15 protein-coding genes are annotated in these 16,816 nt (G+C 71.4%); 10 read left to right on the top strand and 5 right to left on the bottom strand.

Features of this window, described 5'->3' with window-relative positions; genetic code table 11:
• Position 1: 1 nt before the first annotated feature.
• Entirely contained in the window at positions 2–328 is a 327-nt protein-coding gene (locus AN215_RS24435) for an EthD family reductase (RefSeq protein ID WP_070010976.1), read from the bottom strand.
• Positions 329–766: 438 nt separating this feature from the next.
• Between AN215_RS24435 and AN215_RS24430 the strand changes: the two genes are divergently transcribed.
• Genes AN215_RS24430 through AN215_RS24415 form a run of 4 tightly spaced genes read left to right on the top strand, consistent with a single transcriptional unit; the run spans position 767 to position 5,752 of the window.
• A complete protein-coding gene (locus tag AN215_RS24430; RefSeq protein ID WP_070010977.1) occupies positions 767–2,251 on the top strand; it encodes a sulfotransferase family protein in 1,485 nt (494 codons plus the stop codon).
• Positions 2,248–3,462 (top strand): glycosyltransferase family 4 protein, encoded by a 1,215-nt coding sequence (locus AN215_RS24425; RefSeq protein ID WP_070011387.1) that lies wholly within the window; start codon positions 2,248–2,250, stop codon positions 3,460–3,462. Before AN215_RS24430 ends, AN215_RS24425 begins: the two co-directional genes overlap by 4 nt.
• Positions 3,459–4,460, top strand: coding sequence for a sulfate adenylyltransferase subunit CysD (gene cysD / locus AN215_RS24420; RefSeq protein WP_079123374.1), 1,002 nt, complete (start codon positions 3,459–3,461; stop codon positions 4,458–4,460). Before AN215_RS24425 ends, cysD begins: the two co-directional genes overlap by 4 nt.
• Before the next feature lie 2 nt (positions 4,461–4,462).
• A complete protein-coding gene (locus tag AN215_RS24415) occupies positions 4,463–5,752 on the top strand; it encodes a sulfate adenylyltransferase subunit 1 (protein ID WP_079123373.1) in 1,290 nt (429 codons plus the stop codon).
• On the opposite strand, the gene AN215_RS24410 is transcribed toward AN215_RS24415, so the two are convergent.
• Entirely contained in the window at positions 5,749–6,588 is an 840-nt protein-coding gene (locus tag AN215_RS24410) for a cobalt-precorrin-6A reductase (protein ID WP_070010978.1), read from the bottom strand. The genes AN215_RS24415 and AN215_RS24410 overlap by 4 nt on opposite strands.
• Positions 6,589–6,978: 390 nt before the next feature.
• On the opposite strand from AN215_RS24410, the gene cobF reads away from it, so the two are divergent.
• Complete coding sequence (gene cobF, locus AN215_RS24405; RefSeq protein ID WP_070010979.1) at positions 6,979–7,818, top strand: precorrin-6A synthase (deacetylating); 840 nt, start codon at positions 6,979–6,981, stop codon at positions 7,816–7,818.
• A gap of 75 nt (positions 7,819–7,893) precedes the next feature.
• Here cobF and AN215_RS24400 read toward each other — a convergent pair whose 3' ends face one another.
• Entirely contained in the window at positions 7,894–8,352 is a 459-nt protein-coding gene (locus AN215_RS24400) for a MarR family winged helix-turn-helix transcriptional regulator (RefSeq protein WP_070010980.1), read from the bottom strand.
• A 357-nt stretch (positions 8,353–8,709) separates the two neighbouring features.
• On the opposite strand from AN215_RS24400, the gene AN215_RS24395 reads away from it, so the two are divergent.
• From AN215_RS24395 to AN215_RS24380, 4 genes are all read left to right on the top strand, one after another.
• Positions 8,710–9,504 (top strand): SDR family NAD(P)-dependent oxidoreductase, encoded by a 795-nt coding sequence (locus AN215_RS24395; protein ID WP_070010981.1) that lies wholly within the window; start codon positions 8,710–8,712, stop codon positions 9,502–9,504.
• A 49-nt stretch (positions 9,505–9,553) separates the two neighbouring features.
• Positions 9,554–10,378 carry an aldo/keto reductase gene (locus tag AN215_RS24390; RefSeq protein WP_070010982.1) on the top strand — a complete coding sequence of 275 codons (825 nt, stop codon included), beginning with the start codon at positions 9,554–9,556 and terminating at the stop codon, positions 10,376–10,378.
• A gap of 201 nt (positions 10,379–10,579) precedes the next feature.
• Positions 10,580–11,797 (top strand): MFS transporter, encoded by a 1,218-nt coding sequence (locus tag AN215_RS24385; protein ID WP_070010983.1) that lies wholly within the window; start codon positions 10,580–10,582, stop codon positions 11,795–11,797.
• A gap of 74 nt (positions 11,798–11,871) precedes the next feature.
• Complete coding sequence (locus tag AN215_RS24380; RefSeq protein WP_070010984.1) at positions 11,872–12,561, top strand: GNAT family N-acetyltransferase; 690 nt, start codon at positions 11,872–11,874, stop codon at positions 12,559–12,561.
• A 90-nt stretch (positions 12,562–12,651) separates the two neighbouring features.
• On the opposite strand, the gene AN215_RS24375 is transcribed toward AN215_RS24380, so the two are convergent.
• On the bottom strand, positions 12,652–13,611 hold the full coding sequence (locus AN215_RS24375) for an SAM-dependent methyltransferase (protein ID WP_070010985.1): 960 nt from the start codon (positions 13,609–13,611) through the stop codon (positions 12,652–12,654).
• A 390-nt stretch (positions 13,612–14,001) separates the two neighbouring features.
• On the opposite strand from AN215_RS24375, the gene AN215_RS24370 reads away from it, so the two are divergent.
• A complete protein-coding gene (locus AN215_RS24370) occupies positions 14,002–16,293 on the top strand; it encodes an FdhF/YdeP family oxidoreductase (protein ID WP_070010986.1) in 2,292 nt (763 codons plus the stop codon).
• Between the two features lie 89 nt (positions 16,294–16,382).
• Here AN215_RS24370 and AN215_RS24365 read toward each other — a convergent pair whose 3' ends face one another.
• Positions 16,383–16,802, bottom strand: a complete 420-nt coding sequence (locus AN215_RS24365) for a nitroreductase family deazaflavin-dependent oxidoreductase (RefSeq protein WP_070010987.1) — start codon at positions 16,800–16,802, stop codon at positions 16,383–16,385.
• Positions 16,803–16,816: the final 14 nt, after the last annotated feature.

Here is a 16,816-nt window from a genome sequence, read left to right as displayed (position 1 = left end):
CTCAGCCCAACGTGACCGGCGTGATCACCTGCTCGTCGTCGAAGAAGAACCAAGCGCCGCCGGTGGCGAAGTTGGCCACGTCGGCGACGGTGGCCTGCCCCTCCGGGCTGGCCAGCACCGCTTCGAGGGCTTCGCGGGACTCCGCGTAGAGGCCGACGATCATGTAGTAGGGCGGTTTCTCGCCCTCTTCGGCGGCCTCGCAGTGGCCGATCGTCCAGCCGGTGAGCCCCTGCATCTTCTTGGCCACCGGAATGTGCGTGCTGGTGTAGTACTCGTCGAAGGCTTCGGGGTCCTCGGGGTGCCCGTAGAGGACGGTCAGTCGGTACACGTGGCGCTCCTGCTCACCCTTGTCCGGTCTTCCTGAACTGCCGTATCGGTACTACACGTACGCGGTGGGCGGCGGGACCGGCAAGAGGGCGTGACAGAGCGTCACCCGCCTCCGCGTCCGCCTCGACGGGGCACACCGGGCAGCGCCGCCGCCGGAGGCGGTCCGCCCGCAGGACGCGGCCCGCCGGCCGAAGGGCGCCCGCTCGTCAACGTGCACGTCGTCGTCCCACTCGTTCGCGTACTCCGCCGGCCGTCGCCGTCCGCGGGTGAATCCGCCGACCGGCACCGGGACCGGCGACCGGGCAGTCGCTGAGTCCGGCCGCGGAGCGCCCGGGACGTGATTCCACGTCTGTCCGCTCCCCGGCCGGGCACAGGACTTTGTGAACAACTCCTTGCACGCGAGTTGAAAATCAGCGTCCACGACGCATAGGGATGGGCCATGTCTCTCGTCGGAAAGCTCAACAGAAAGCTCGGCTCGGTCACCGGGTACGAGGTCCGCCGCGCCGGCCGACCCAGACCGGCCCGCCCGGCGGAGCCGCGGCCGGAAACGGCGACGACCGCGAAGGGCAAGCAGGACCGGGTGGACTTCCGCGCCCCCGACGACCCCGCGGTGGACCGGCTGCTGAAGCGTCCGGTGTTCGTGATCGCCCCCGTACGCTCCGGCTCCACGCTCCTGCGGCTGCTGCTCGGCGCGCACTCGCAGCTGCACTCTCCGCACGAACTCCATGTGCGCCGGCTGGAGGTCCGCTCCAGCACCGGGCTCGGCGAGCGCTCCATGGCGGCGCTCGGGCTGGAGCGCGGCGACCTCGAGCACCTGCTCTGGGACCGTGTGATGCACCGTGAACTGGTCAGGGCCGGCAAGAGCACGATCGTCGAGAAGACCCCCAGCAACGCCTTCGCCTACCAGCGCATCGCCGCCTGCTGGCCCGACGCCCGCTTCGTCTTCCTGCTGCGCCACCCCGCCTCGGTCGCCGAGTCCTGGCACGAGGCCGACCCGGACAAGCGCAACCCCGAGGAAGCCGCCCTGGACGCCCTGCGCTACATGCGGGCGGTGGAACGGGCCCGCAGGAACCTGCCCGGTCACGTCGTGCGCTACGAGGACCTGACCGCCGATCCGGAGGCCACCCTCAAGGGCATCTGCGCGTTCCTCGACGTCCCCTTCGAGCCGGGAATGCTCGAGTACGGGGCCGGGGCGGGGAGCGATCTGCACAACCTGCAGAAGGGCCTGGGCGACTGGAAGGAAAAGATCCGCACCGGCCACGTCCAGCAGGGCCGTGACCTGCCGGGGCCGGACGAGATCCCCGAGCCGCTGCGGGAGATCAGCAGGGCGTGGGGCTACTCGGGAGCCGGCAGCGGCCGGGACGCGCGGGACGCCGGCGGGCAGCAGGCCGGGAAGGGACACGCGGAGGTCGCCGAGGTGTGGCCCCGCGAGGGCCGCATCCGGCTGGTCGGACACGCACACGGCCTGCCGGAGCCCGAGGCCGGAACGGAAGCGGAAACGCAACCGGAAACGGAGCAGGGAGCGGAACCGGCGCCGGAGACGGAGGCGGAGGCGGCAGGCGGCCCCTGGCGGCTGCTGCTCACCCTGCGCGGGCACAAGGACCGCCGTCTCGAATACCCCGTCGCCATGGAAGGCACCCGCTTCGACGGCTCCTTCCCGGTGGCGGACCTGGCGGCAGGCGAACTGCCCGTACCGGGCCGCTGGGACATCCATCTCGTGTCGCAGAGCGCCGGCGGCGAGGTGCGGCTGCGGGCCGGGCGGCGGCTGGACGGCATCAAGGGCAAGAAGGACATCGTCGAGTTTCCCGCCCAGCCGGCGGGCGAGCACGACGGTGCGCCGCTGGTCCAGCCGTACTACACGGTCAAGGACAACCTGTCGGTCGAATGCCTCGCGCCGCGGCACGAGGCGCAGTCGGCATCATGAGGATCCGCTACCTGCTGCTGCACGCCTACGGAACGGGCGGCACCATCCGCACCGTCTTCAACCAGGCCGAGGCGATGGCAGCAGCCGGCCACGACGTCGAGGTGATCAGCGTGCTGCGGCGGCGGGCGGCACCCCGCTTCCCGCTCGACAGCCGCGTACGTCTGAGAGCCCTCGTGGACGAGCGGGAGAGCACCCGCACCGCCGCTGCCGGACGCGGCCCCTTGGCGCGCGCCCGGGACGCCCGGCGCGCCCGTGACGCCGGGAGGGCGCCGCGGCACGTACCGCGCGGCGAGTTCGGCTACGAGCTCTTCAGCCTGCAGGCGGAGAAGGCGGTGATCCGCCTGCTGCGGGAGGTGCGCGACGGGGTCCTCGTCTCCACCCGGCCGGGCCTGAACTTCCTGGTCGCCAAGTACGCACGCCCGGAGGTCGTCTGCGTCGCCCAGGAGCACATGAACCTCGGCACGTACAAGAAGGACATCCGGGCGGCCATCACCAGCCTCTACGACCGATTCGACGCCGTCGCGGTGCTCACTCACGGCGACCGTGAGGAGTACGAGCGGGTGCTGCCCGGCACGCGGGTGGTGCGGATTCCCAACGCCGTACACGCCGTGGAGCAGCAGCGGCGCAGCACGTACACGAACAAGGTCGCGGTGGCGGCGGGCCGGCTGTTCTGGCAGAAGGGCTTCGACCTTCTCATCCCCGCCTTCGCACAGGCCGTGCGCGAGCATCCGGACTGGCAGCTGCGCATCTTCGGCACGGGCGAACGCCGCGACGAGCTGCGCGCCCTCATCACCGAGTACGAGCTGTACAACCACGTCTTCCTGATGGGCCACACCTCGCACCTCGACGACGAGCTGACCAACGCGTCCTTCTACGTGCTCAGTTCACGCTTCGAGGGCCTCCCCATGGTGATGCTGGAAGCGATGACGCACGGCCTGCCGGTGGTGAGCTTCGACTGCCCGACCGGCCCTGCCGACGTCATCACCGACGGGAAGGACGGCCTGCTGGTGCCTCCCGACGACATCGACGCACTCGGCAGCGCCATCAGCCGGCTGATGGCCGACGAGGGGCTGCGCGCCGACGTGGGTGCCGCCGCCCTGGCCACCGCCCGCAGCTCCTACTCCCCCGCCGCGGTCCAGCCGCAGTGGGAGCGGCTCTTCAACGAGCTCAGCGCGCCCCCGAGCGAAGCCGACCACGGACGGAGCCAATGAACGGCGACCGCATACCCGGACCGCGCCAGGACCGCCGTACGGCTGACCGGCCCGCGACCTCCGGCCTGGATCCCTTCGACGACCGGACGAGCGCCGAGGACTTCCAGCTGCCGAATCTGGACGTGCTGGAATCGGAGGCGGTGCACGTCTTCCGGGAGGTCTCCGGGGAGTTCGAGCGACCGGTGCTCCTCTTCTCCGGCGGCAAGGACTCCGCCGTGATGCTGCACCTGGCTCTCAAGGCGTTCGCCCCGGCACCGCTGCCGTTCGCGCTGCTGCACGTCGACACCGGGCACAACTTTCCGGAGGTGCTCGCATACCGGGACCGGGTGGTCGCCCGGAACTCCCTGCAGCTGCACGTGGCGTCGGTGCAGGAGTTCATCGACTCCGGCGAGCTGCGGGACCGGCCGGACGGCACCCGCAACCCGCTGCAGACCGTTCCGCTGCTGCACGCCATCGAGACCGGGCGCTTCGACGCGGTCTTCGGCGGCGGGCGCCGGGACGAGGAGAAGGCACGCGCCAAGGAGCGGGTGTTCAGCCTGCGGGACGAGTTCGGGGGCTGGGACCCCCGGCGGCAGCGGCCGGAGCTGTGGCACCTGTACAACGGCCGGCACTCGCCCCGCGAGCATGTACGGGTCTTCCCGCTGTCGAACTTCACCGAGCTGGACGTGTGGCAGTACATCGCCCGCGAGCAGATCGAACTGCCCTCGATCTACTACGCGCACAGGCGCGAGGTGTTCAAGCGCGACGGGATGTGGCTCGCGCCCGGCGACTGGGGCGGCCCGAGGGACGGCGAGGCGGTGGAGACCCGGCTGGTGCGCTACCGCACCGTCGGCGACATGTCCTGCACCGGCGCCGTCGTCGGCTCCGGCGCCGACACAGCGGAGAAGATCATCACCGAGGTCGCCGCCACGCGGCTCACCGAGCGCGGCGCCACCCGCGCCGACGACCGTCTGTCCGAGGCCGCGATGGAAGACCGCAAACGAGAAGGCTACTTCTGACCATGACCGGTGATCAGGAACCGGGCCTGCTGCGCATCGTGACGGCGGGTTCCGTCGACGACGGCAAGTCGACGCTGGTCGGCCGGCTGCTGCACGACTCCAAGTCGGTGCTCGCCGACCAGCTGGAGGCCGTCGAGAACGCTTCGAGGAGCCGCGGCCGGCAGGATCTCGACCTGGCGCTCCTCACGGACGGGCTGCGCGCGGAGCGCGAGCAGGGCATCACCATCGACGTGGCCTACCGGTACTTCGCCACCCCGCGCCGCCGCTTCATCCTGGCGGACACCCCCGGGCACGTCGAATACACCCGCAACATGGTCACCGGGGCGTCGACGGCCGAACTCGCGGTCGTCCTGCTCGACGCCCGGCACGGCGTCGTGGAGCAGACCCGCAGGCACGCCGCCGTGGCCGCGCTGCTGCGGGTCCCCCATGTGGTGCTCGCGGTCAACAAGATGGACCTCGTCGGACATGACGAGGGCGTGTTCGCTCGCATCGCCGGGGAGTTCACCGCGTACGCCACCCGCCTCGGCGTGCCCGCCGTGACGGCGGTCCCGGTCTCCGCGCTCAAGGGCGACAACGTGGTCGAGCCGTCGGCCCACATGGACTGGTATCCCGGCCCGACCGTCCTGGAGCACCTGGAGTCGGTCCACATCGATCACGACCCGCGCCGTCGCGTGGCCCGGTTCCCGGTCCAGTGCGTGATCCGTCCGCGGACCGCCGGGTCTTCGGGCCACCGCGGCTACGCGGGGAAGATCGCCTCCGGTCTCTTCCACGTCGGCCAGGAGGTCACCGTCCTGCCTTCGGGCCGTACGACGACGATCGCCGCCATCGACGTCCTCGGGCGGCGCGCGCGGGCCGCCTGGGCACCGCAGTCGGTCAGCCTCCACCTCGCCGACGACCTGGACGTCTCCCGCGGCGACATGATCGCGCCGGCCGGCGTGCTGCCGCCCCTCACCCGGGACGTCACAGCGACCGTCTGCCATCTGCACGAGAACCCGCTCGCCAAGGGGGCGCGCGTCCTCCTCAGGCATGGCACACGCACCGTACGGGCGGTCGTGAAGGACATCCCCGACCGCCTCGCTCTCGATGACCTGTCCTCCGATCCCGACCCCGGCCGGCTGGGCGTCAACGACATCGGCCGCGTCGTGCTGCGCACCGCGGAGCCGCTCCCGCTCGACGCCTACGCGGACTGCCGGCGCACCGGGTCCTTCATCCTCATCGACGCCGCGGACGGCTCCACCCTCACCGCCGGCATGGCCCTCGGGAACGGCCGCCAGGGACTGGACGCTCCCTAGGCAGAGCCTGTGCAGCGCCGGCCCGTACGGGCGCGAACCCAGTCCGCCGCCTCCTGCGGGGACGAGGTGACCGTGACGCCGCCGGGCACCGGGGGGCGGCCGATCACCACGGCCGGCAGACCCGCCTCGCGTGCGGCCGTGAGCTTGGCGGCCGTCGCGGCGCCCCCGCTGTCCTTGGTGACCAGGACGTCAATGGCGTACCGCTGGAGCAGCCCGCGTTCCGCCTCGACGGTGAACGGCCCACGGTCGAGGAGGACTTCGGCCCTGGGCGGCACGGGAGGCTCCGGCGCTTCGAGCGTACGGATGAGGAACCACACGCTGTCGAGGTGCGCGAAGGCGGCGGCGCCCGTACGTCCGACGGTGAGGAACGCACGCCGCCCCAGACCGGGCAGGACGGCGGCGGCCTGTTCCGGGGAACCGACGACATGCCAGTCGTCGCCGGGGCCGGCGGACCAGCCGGGCCGCCGCAGCGCGAGCAACGGCACACCGGAGCGGGCCGAGGCCCGCGCCGCGTGGCGGCTGATCCTCGCGGCGAAGGGGTGCGTGGCGTCGACGAGCGCCGCCACCCGGTGTTCCGTCAGCCACCGGGACAGCCCTCCGGCGTCCGGGAACCCTCCGGTACGCAGTTCACCGGGCAGCGGGGCGGGGTTCGCGGTACGGCCCGCGAGCGACGTGGTGACGCGCAGACGGTGCGGGACGGGCGCACTGCCGCCGGGCGCCCGTGGTGCGGGCGGTCCCCCGGGTCCTCCGCCCCGCGCGTCCTCGGCCGACAGCAGGGAGGCCAGTTGGCGGGCCTCCGTGGTGCCGCCGAGGATCAGCACGTGGGGCTGGTTCACCGCTGCCGCCTTTCACGGACGGGGTGAAAAGCGGCGGGAGAGGCTTCGGCGGGCACCGCACCACTGAAGCACACACGTGCACGTCGATGCCCGCCCGCTCCGAAGGCGCCTTCCGCGGGGCGGTGTTCGCGCCCCGCACGCGCGACGAGACGGACCGGCACGACCGCCCTCGCCAGGGGTCCGTAGGGTCGGAGCAGCTCGTTCGCCCTTGCCCCCTCGTTCTCCCGTCCCCTTGCTCCCTCGTCATGTCGCCTCGTCCCCCGGGCAGTCGCAGCGCACCGCGACCTGCCCCGCGAAAGGAGATTCCGTGCACGACAGGCCCGGACCCATACGGAAGCTGCCCGGCGAGGGCTGCCACCGCCGTGCCGCCGCCGAAGGGCGGACGTCACCGTGAGCGCCGGCGACAGGCACATCCTGGTCATCGGGATCGGTGCCGGGGATCCCGGACACCTGACGCTGGCTGCCGTGGCCGCCATGCGGAGGGCCGACGTCTTCTTCGTACTGGACAAGGGCAGCGAGAAGGACGGACTGATCCGGCTGCGGCGGCAGTTGCTCGACCAGCACGTCGGGACGCCGTACCGGCTGGTCGAAGGCGAGGACCCGGAACGCGACCGCAGCCGCCAGAGCCACGGGCCCTACACCGATGCGGTACGGGACTGGCGGCACCGGCGTGCGGACGTCTGCGAACGGCTCATCAGCGAGGAACTGGCACCGGGTGAATGCGGGGCCTTCCTCGTGTGGGGCGACCCCGGTCTGTACGACAGCACGCTCGGCATCCTCCGGGAGATCCGCTCCCGGGGCACCGTGACCTTCGGCTACGAGGTCGTTCCCGGCATCAGCAGCGTCTCGGCGCTGACGGCGGCCCACGGCACGCCGCTCAACCAAGTCGGGGGCCCGGTGCTGCTCACCCCCGGGAGGCTCCTGGACGAGGGCATCGGCTCCGCGGACGACGTCGTCGTCATGCTCGACGCCCATCAGCGCTTCACCGGGCACACGGACGAGGATCTGTGGATCTACTGGGGTGCGTATGTCGGCACCGAGGACGAGATCCTGGTGTCCGGCCCGCTGGACCGGGTGGCCGGCCGCATCGTGGAACTGCGGGCCGAAGCCCGTGCCCGGCATGGCTGGATCATGGACACCTACCTCCTGCGCCGCAGCCGTCCCGGGGAGGAGCCCCACGAGGAGCCCGGCGACTCGACGGGCGTGCCCGCCGGAGGCGACCGCCGCTGACGGCCGAGGGCAACCGAGGGCGGGCGCGGCCGTCGGGCGCGGCCGTCGGGCCCGGCCGGCGGGCGCAGGGTCCGCTCAGGCGGGCGCCCTGAGGGCCTCGACGGCCTTGACCAGCGGGGCGAGTTCGGGGTCCTTGGCCGCTTCGTCGAGCGCCTCGCGGACAGCCGTGTCGTTGGTGGGCCGCGCCTCGCCGAGGAGGGCGAGACCGTCGTCGGTGACGTCGGTGTAGATGCCGCGCCTGTCGGTCGGGCAGAGGTAGCGCGAGAGGAGTCCGCGGTCCTCCAGGCGGGTCACCAGCCGGGTCGTGGCGCTCTGGCTGAGCACGACCGCGTCGGCGACCTGCTTCATCTGCAGGTGACCGCCGGGCCCGGTGTGCTGACGGCTGAGGACGTCGAGGAGTGAGAACTCGCGGACGCTGAGCCTGTGTCCCGCCTGCAGGGCACGCTCGATGTGCGTCTCGATCCGGCCGTGCAGCAGGGACAGTGCGCACCAGCTCTGAGCGAGGGCGGTCATCGCCGGGTCCGTCGCGGTCATCTCTGTCTTCCTCCCTCGAAGCAGAACCTGCCGGGGCCAAGGGTAGAGCAGCCGCACAATATACCGCTAACGCCGTTATGGCTCGTATGCAATTATTCTGACCGCCCTCCCCCGAACCCGGCCCCCGTCACACGCGCAGAGCGTCGCACGTCGTTCAGTCTTTACCGGCGCGTGGGTATATAGCGCGTTTGCAACTAGCTGCGCACGCAAGTAACCTGCCCGGCGTCGGCTTCCGCTGCCCCGGAAGCACCTTCTCCACGACCGCAGGACCGTACGACCGACGCGCTCCTGCCCCGTACGACGACCGGCGACCGCCTCCCGCCCAGGCCGGAGCGGGCGCCATGAAGGAAGGAACCCATGCAGATCGACCTCTCCGGCCGTACCGCCGTCGTCACCGGTTCCACCGCCGGCATCGGCAAGGCCGTCGCCGTCGCGCTGGCGGGCGCCGGCGCCGACGTCGTGGTCAACGGACGCGACGAGGAACGCACCGCGGCGGCCGCCCGCGCCGTCGCCGGGGAATCGGGCTCGAAGACGGTGCGTCCCGTGGCGGCGGACGTGTCCACCGCGGAGGGCACGCGGCGGCTCGTGGAAGCCGTACCCGACTGCGACGTCCTCGTGAACAACACCGGCATCTTCTCGGCCGCCCCGGTCTTCGAGATCCCGGACGAGGAATGGCAGCGCTTCTTCGACGTCAATGTCCTCAGCGGCGTCCGGCTGGCGCGTCATCACACCCCCCGGATGGCGCGGCGCGGGTGGGGGCGGGTCCTCTTCATCAGCAGCGAATCGGCCGTCATGACACCGACCGAGATGGTCCATTACGGCATGACGAAGACGGCCCAGCTCGCCCTCTCCCGCGGCATGGCCCAGGAGGTGGCCGGCACGGGCGTCACCGTGAACTCCGTGCTGCCGGGCCCCACGCTCACCCCTGGGGTCGAGGAGTTCATCACCGACCGCGTCGGGCCCGGCACCTCCTTCGAGGAGGCCGAGCGGGCGTTCATCGAGCAGGAGCGTCCGACCTCGCTGCTGGGCAGGCTGATCCGTCCGCACGAGGTCGCCGCCCTCGTCCTGTACGCCGCGTCCGAGCAGGCCTCGGCGACGACGGGTGCCGCCCTGCGCGTCGACGGCGGCGTCGCTCCGACCCTCATACCTTGATCACAGACCCCGGGCCGCGCCCCTCGCGGCAAGGAAAGGAATCCACCCGATGACCACCGTCCCCCAAGTCACCCTCAACAACGGCGTTCGTATCCCGCAGTTGGGCTTCGGCGTCTTCCAGATCCCGGACGACGAGACCGCCGCGGCCGTCGGCACGGCCCTGGAGGCCGGCTACCGCAGCATCGACACCGCCGCCGTCTACGGCAACGAGCAGGGCGTCGGCCGCGCGCTGGCCTCCTCCGGCATCCCACGCGAGGAACTGTTCGTCACGACGAAGCTCTGGAACGACGACCAGGGGTACGACGAGACGCTCCGCGCCTTCGACACCTCGCTGGAGAAGCTGGGCCTCGACCACGTCGACCTGTATCTCGTGCACTGGCCGCTGCCGGCCCGCGACCGGTACCTGGACACCTGGCGGGCCATGGAGAAGATCCACGCCGACGGACGGGCGAGGGCCGTCGGGGTCTCCAACTTCCAGCCCGCGCACCTGACCCGGCTGCTGGAGAACACCGGCGTCGTCCCCGCCGTCAACCAGATCGAGCTCCACCCCCGGCTCCAGCAGCGCGAATTGCGCGCCTTCCACACCGAGCACGGCATCACCACCGAGGCCTGGAGCCCGCTGGCCCAGGGCGCCCTGCTGCGGGACCCGGCGGTCACGGCCATCGCCCAGGCGCACGGCAGGACACCGGCCCAGGTGATCCTGCGCTGGCACCTCCAGATCGGCAACGTCGTCATCCCCAAGTCGGTCACACCCGAGCGCATCCGGCAGAACATCGACGTCTTCGACTTCTCCCTCTCCGACGAGGACGTCGCGGCCATCACCCCGCTCGACGACGGCACCCGCACCGGCCCCGACCCCGACACCCTCAACTGAGGCTCCGGCGGCACGGTCCGTAGGGCCGGAGGAGGCGTCACCCCATCCCCGGGGTGGCGCCTTCTTGCCGTCCGCCCGTTCCCGCCGCACACCGGACAGACCACACCGAGACTCTTAGCCCGCGTTTGCAAGTAGCACGCGTATGCAATTATTGTGCGTGCAGTTAACACGCTTGTTCAATCTTCTTGGAAGGGCTTCGCCATGCCTCTCGCGCTCCTGGCTCTCGCCGTCGGGGCCTTCGGAATCGGCACCACCGAATTCGTCATCATGGGTCTGCTCCCGGAGGTGGCCGAGGACCTGCACGTCTCGATCCCCTCGGCCGGCCACCTGGTGACCGGCTACGCCCTCGGGGTCGTCCTCGGCGCCCCGCTCATGACCGCCCTGGGCACCAAGGTCTCGCGCAAGCGAATGCTCATGCTGCTGATGGGCCTCTTCATCGCCGGCAACGCGCTCTCCGCCCTCGCCCCCACCTTCGAACTGATGCTGACGGGCCGGATCGTGGCATCACTGGCGCACGGCGCCTTCTTCGGCATCGGCTCGGTCGTCGCCGCCGACCTCGTCGCTCCGGAGAGGAAGGCGGCAGCCATCTCGATGATGTTCACCGGACTCACCGTCGCCAACGTCGCCGGCGTACCGCTGGGCACCTTCCTCGGCCAGAGCGCCGGCTGGCGGGTCACATTCCTCGCCGTCGCCGGACTCGGCGTGCTCGGCCTGGCCGGCGTGGCGGCGCTCGTGCCGGACATGGCAGGCCCCCAGGGCGTACGACTGCGTCACGAGATGGCCGCGTTCAGGAACGTCCAGGTCCTCCTCGCCATGGCGATGACCGTGCTCGGCTTCGGCGGGGTCTTCGCGGCCATCACCTACATCACGCCGATGACGACGGACGTCGCCGGGTTCGCCGACTCGTCCGTCACGCTGCTCCTGGTCCTCTTCGGACTCGGGATGGTCGGCGGGAACCTGATCGGCGGGCGGCTCGCCGACCGGGCCCTGATGCCCATGCTCTACGTGTCGCTGGGCGCCCTCGCCGTCGTACTGGCACTCTTCACGCTCACCGCGCACCACAAGGGGGCGGCCGCGGTCACCATCACCCTCATCGGGGCGCTGGGCTTCGCGACCGTGCCGCCGCTGCAGAAGCGCGTACTCGACCAGGCGCACGGTGCGCCGACCCTGGCCTCCGCGGTCAACATCGGTGCCTTCAACCTCGGCAACGCGCTGTCCGCCTGGCTCGGCGGCATCGTCATCGCGGCGGGCCTCGGCTACACCGCACCGAACTGGGTGGGCGCCGTGCTGGCCGCCTCCGCGCTCGCCCTCGCCGTCGTCTCCAGCGCCCTGGAGCGCGGCGGGAGCGGTGCGAGTGGCCATGGCGGGACTCTGCGGACAAGCCCTGGGGCCGCAGCCCCGACGTCCGTGCGCGGCTGATTGCCGTCGGTGGAAATGCTGTGATCGTGCGTATGACTCCCGCCGGACGGGGTCCGCCCGCTAGCGTGCCGCACATGACCGCGCGGCCCCCCGCTCCCGTGGCCCTGCCAGGCCGGTACGTCGTGCTGGAGCCACTCAGGATCGATCACGTCCCGGAGCTCTTCGCGGCCCAGGGCGGCCTGGAGACGGACTGGGGCTGGCTTCCGGTGCACGCGCCGCGCTCGCAGGCAGAGATGCGCTTCATCGTGGAACAGCGGCTCGCCCAGCAGGCGGCGGGAGCCGCGTTCCTCTTCGTCGCGCTCAACGCCCGCACCCACAGGCCCGCCGGCTGGATCGCGTACCTCAACATCGGCGTGATGGACCAGCGGCTGGACATCGGCTGGCACTGGCTCGGGGACTCGCTGACCGGCACGTACGCCACCGTGGAGATGCATCTGCTGCTCCTGCGGCACGCCTTCGACGACCTGGGATTCTCGCGGGTGCAGTGGCAGCTCGACGACCTCGACCGCAGAAGCCACGAGGTGATGCAGCAGATCGGCGCGGTCCGTGAGGGTCTGCTGCGGCGGCATCAGAGACGTCCGGACGGCACGTGGCGCGACACGGTCCTCTACGCGCTGCTCGCCCCGAGCCGTGCGACACCGGTGACCGGCTACGGTCCGCCGGCTTTGCAGGCGGCGCCCGCCGCCTGGCCCACGCCGGGACTTCCCAGCGCCGCCCCGCCCCGGCTGGGGCTCCCTCCCGCGGACAGCCGGTACATGATCTGACGGAACATCTCCGGCCCGGTCCGGGCGCCCCGTCGTGCCGGGCCCGGCTTCCCTCCGGGGCCCGGCACGACCCCCCGCCCGCGGCGGCCGTCAGCCGAGGCGTCCGAAGGTGTGGGTGACGTGATCGGTGAGCATCGCGAGCCCCGGCTCGGGACGGCCGAGCGCGGCGGCGGACGCGGGGACGGTACGGTGCTCCAACTTCCAGCCCAGGCCAGTCAGTTGGTCTGCCACCGGCGTACGCTCCCCCGCCGGGAAGAGCGAGGGGAAGTCCATGCCGAGCGCGTCCGAGCGCTCACGCACGACCGGGTCGTCGAGCAGGTGTCCCACGTCGTCGATCCGCTCGACGGCGAAGCGGCTGCCGTCCGCCGAGAGACGGCTGACCTCCTTCAGCAACCGGACCTCGGCCTCCGGCGGAAGGTACGGAAGCAGCCCCTCGGCGAGCCACGCGGTGGGCCGGGAGGCGTCGAAACCGGCGGCCTCCAGGGCGGCTCCCCAGTCGTGGCGCAGATCGACCGGCACCGGCCGGTGATCGCAGCCCGGGGTGGCTCCTTCCCCGGCGAGCGTGGCCGACTTGAAGCCGAGCACGGCCGGCTGGTCGAGCTCGAAGCAGACCGTGCCGGAGGGCCAGGAGAGCCGGTACGGGCGCGTGTCGAGCCCGGAGGCGAGTATCACGGCCTGCCTGATGCCGGCCCCGGCGGCGTCCCGGAAGTAGTCGTCGAAGACCCGTGAGCGCAGCCCTATGTAGTCGGAGGCGCCGTTCCACATCTCCTCGTCCTGGACCCCCGTCGCACCGGAGCCGGCGGAAGCCGCGGGCTCGCCTGACCCGGCGGACTCGGCGGACCCGGCGGACTCGGCGGACCCGGCGGACTCGGCGGAGCCACCGGCGAAGGGAAAGGGCACCGGCGACTGCGCCGCGGCGACGAGCCGGGAGGCGTAGGGGTCGCTCATCAGCGCGTCCGGGCGTGCGGACTCGGCTGCTCTGCCCGCGGCCACCGCCAGGGCGGTCAGCCCGACTCCGGTGACGATGTCCCACTGCTGGTCCGTGCTCAACGGGCACCTCCGTGTTCGCAGTTGTGCTGGTCAGGCGGACTCCCGCGAACAAGTGACGGGCCGCGGGCCCGGGCCCTCACGGGAGGCCGCCCGGCCGCACCCTATTAGATGGTAGCCCCAAGCAACTAGCCTCTCCCGGGAGTCCGTGAACTGCGGGGTCCATGCCGTGCCCGGGCGTCCGCGCCGCCGCCATGCCGTGTATAGACGAGGGCTATCAGGTGATCGGAAGCAACTCTTTGACACAGCCGGGAAGTCCGCACGAGGCTGGCGGTGTCGCGGACGCGCCGATACGCAGACAAGAGCTGCCATAACCGGCCCGGCTTCCCTGTGCCTCTTGAAGCCGGGCCGCCGTCGGGCCGGCGTACGCGGCAGAAAGGGACCGAAGAGACCATGCGCAGCATCGAGGACCCGGACGACGAGCTGTCCGTCACCCCGCCCAAGACCTGGGCGACGGGCGTGCCCGGCGTCACCCACGCCCTCCAGTACTCCCTCAGCCAGACCTCCGTACGGCGCACGGCGCTCACGCTTCTGAACGTCAACCAGACCAAGGGCATCGACTGCCCGGGCTGCGCGTGGCCGGAGCCCGGGCCGGGGCAGCGGCAGCGCAACGAGTACTGCGAGAACGGCGCCAAGCACATCAACGACGAGGCCACTTCACGCCGCGTCACCCGGGAGTTCTTCCGCGAACACTCCGTCTCCGAGCTGGACCAGAAGTCCGATTACTGGCTCAACCAGCAGGGCCGCCTGACCGAGCCCATGGTCAAGCGGCCCGGCTCGGACCACTACGAGCCGGTCGGCTGGGACGAGGCGATCGGTCTGCTCGCCGGCGAGCTGCGCGGCCTCGCCTCCCCCGACGAGGCCCTCTTCTACACCTCTGGCCGCGTCAGCAACGAGGCCGCGTTCCTGCTGCAGCTCTTCGCCCGCGCGTACGGCACGAACAACCTTCCCGACTGCTCCAACATGTGCCACGAGTCGAGCGGTTCGGCGCTCATGGAGACCCTGGGCACCGGCAAGGGCAGCGTGAGCCTGCAGGACATCCACGACGCGGACCTCGTCCTCGTCGTCGGGCAGAATCCGGGCACCAACCATCCCCGGATGCTCTCGGCGCTGGAGGAGACCAAGCGCAACGGCGGTCAGGTCGTCGCCGTGAACCCGCTTCCCGAGGCCGGGCTGATGAGGTTCAAGCACCCGCAGAAGGTGCGCGGCGTGCTCGGGCGCGGCACCGAGATCGCCGATCAGTTCCTGCAGATCCGCCCCGGCGGGGACCTCGCGCTCTTCCAGGCCCTGAACCGGCTGCTGCTGGAGGCGGAGGACGAGTCGCCCGGCGGGGTGCTCGACCACGGCTTCATCGAGACCCACAGCACCGGCTTCGCCGAGTACGCGGCACACGCCCGCGACGTCTGCTGGGACGACGTGCTGACCGCGACCGGCCTCTCCCGCGAGGAGATCGAGGCCCTGCACGAACGTGTCCTGCGCTCGGAGAAGGTCATCGTGTGCTGGGCGATGGGCCTGACGCAGCACAAGCACGGCGTGCCCACCATCCGCGAGATCGTCAACTTCCTGATGCTGCGCGGGAACATCGGCAGGCCGGGGGCCGGGGTATGCCCCGTACGCGGTCACAGCAACGTGCAGGGCGACCGGACCATGGGGATCTGGGAGCGGATGCCGCAGTCCTTCATGGACGCCCTGGAGCGGGAGTTCGGCTTCACGCCGCCCGCGGAGCACGGGCTGGATTCGGTGAACGCCATCAGGGCCATGCGGGACGGGAAGGCGCGGCTCTTCCTGGGCGTGGCGGGCAACTTCGTACGGGCGAGTCCGGACAGCCAGGCCACCGAGGAGGCGCTGCGCGGCTGCCGGCTGACCGCGCACGTCTCGACGAAGCTCAACCGCTCGCACACGGTGTGCGGCGAGACGGCCCTGATCCTGCCCACGCTCGGACGCAGCGACAAGGACGTCCAGGCCGGCGGGGAGCAGTTCGTCACCGTCGAGGACTCGATGAGCGAAGTGCACATCTCGCGAGGGAAGTTGGCTCCCGCCTCGCCGCTGCTGCTGAGCGAGGTGGCGATCATCGCCAGGCTGGCGCGTGCGGCTCTCGGCGCGAACCCCGCCATCCCCTGGGAGGAGTTCGAGGCGGACTACGGCACGGTCCGGGACCGCATCTCCCGAGTCGTGCCGGGATTCGAGGACTTCGGCGCGCGGGTGGCGGTGCCCGGAGGCTTCCGGCTGCCCAACCCGGTCAACGAGCGGAAGTTCAACACCCCTGGCGGCAAGGCCGTCTTCACCCGCAACGAGTTCACGATGCTCCAGGCGCCGAAGGGTCATCTGCTGCTGCAGACGCTCCGCTCCCACGACCAGTGGAACACCGTGCCGTACGCGATGAACGACCGCTACCGCGGCATCCACAACGCCCGCCGCGTGGTGCTGGTGAACCCGGCGGACCTGGAAGAGCTGGCCATCGCCGACCGCGCCGAGGTCGACCTGGTGAGCGTGTGGCACGACGGGATCGAACGGCGGGCCAAGGGCTTCCGCGTGGTCGCGTATCCCACGGCACGCGGCTCCGCCGCCTCGTACTACCCGGAGACCAACGTCCTCGTGCCGCTCGACAGCGTCGCCGACATCAGCAACACGCCGACGTCCAAGGGCATCGTCTGCCGGCTGGAACCGGCCGGGCTCCCCGGCTGAGCCCGCCTGCCCCGTCGCGGGCCGCACGCCCGCACGCCCGCACGCCCGCACGCCGTGTGCCCGTACGCCGTGTGCCCGTATGCGGGAGGTCAGGGTTCCGTGACGCCGGGGGCGGCGCCGTCGAGGTCGACCCGTACCGTCAGCAGGTTCGTGCCGACGGCCCGCACCGCCGCGCTGTTGAGCCGGGGCAGGGTCTTCAGGCGTGCACGCGGGTCGTCCTCCGGGACGAGGTGGGCGGTGCCCGTGTGCCAGCGTCCCCGGATACGGACGCGTACCCGGGGATCGGCCTGGATGTTGCGGATGTACTGGGCCTTCTCGCCGTACTCCGAGACCAGCCAGAACGTCTCGCCGGTGCGGCGCCCGCCGACCGGCGTGCGGCGGGGCAGTCCGGACCTGCGTCCGGTGGTCTCCAGGAGGACCTGGGCAGGCAGCCGGGTGGTGACGGGGTTGCCGATCCTCCTCTGGAACGCCGTGACCGCACGGAACTTGAGCTCGTGGTAACGCGACATCGGTGATCTCCCCC

The organism is Streptomyces abyssalis (genome assembly GCF_001751365.1).
In the GTDB taxonomy this organism is placed as follows: domain Bacteria; phylum Actinomycetota; class Actinomycetes; order Streptomycetales; family Streptomycetaceae; genus Streptomyces; species Streptomyces abyssalis.
This window is presented reverse-complemented; position numbering and strand designations above follow the sequence as displayed.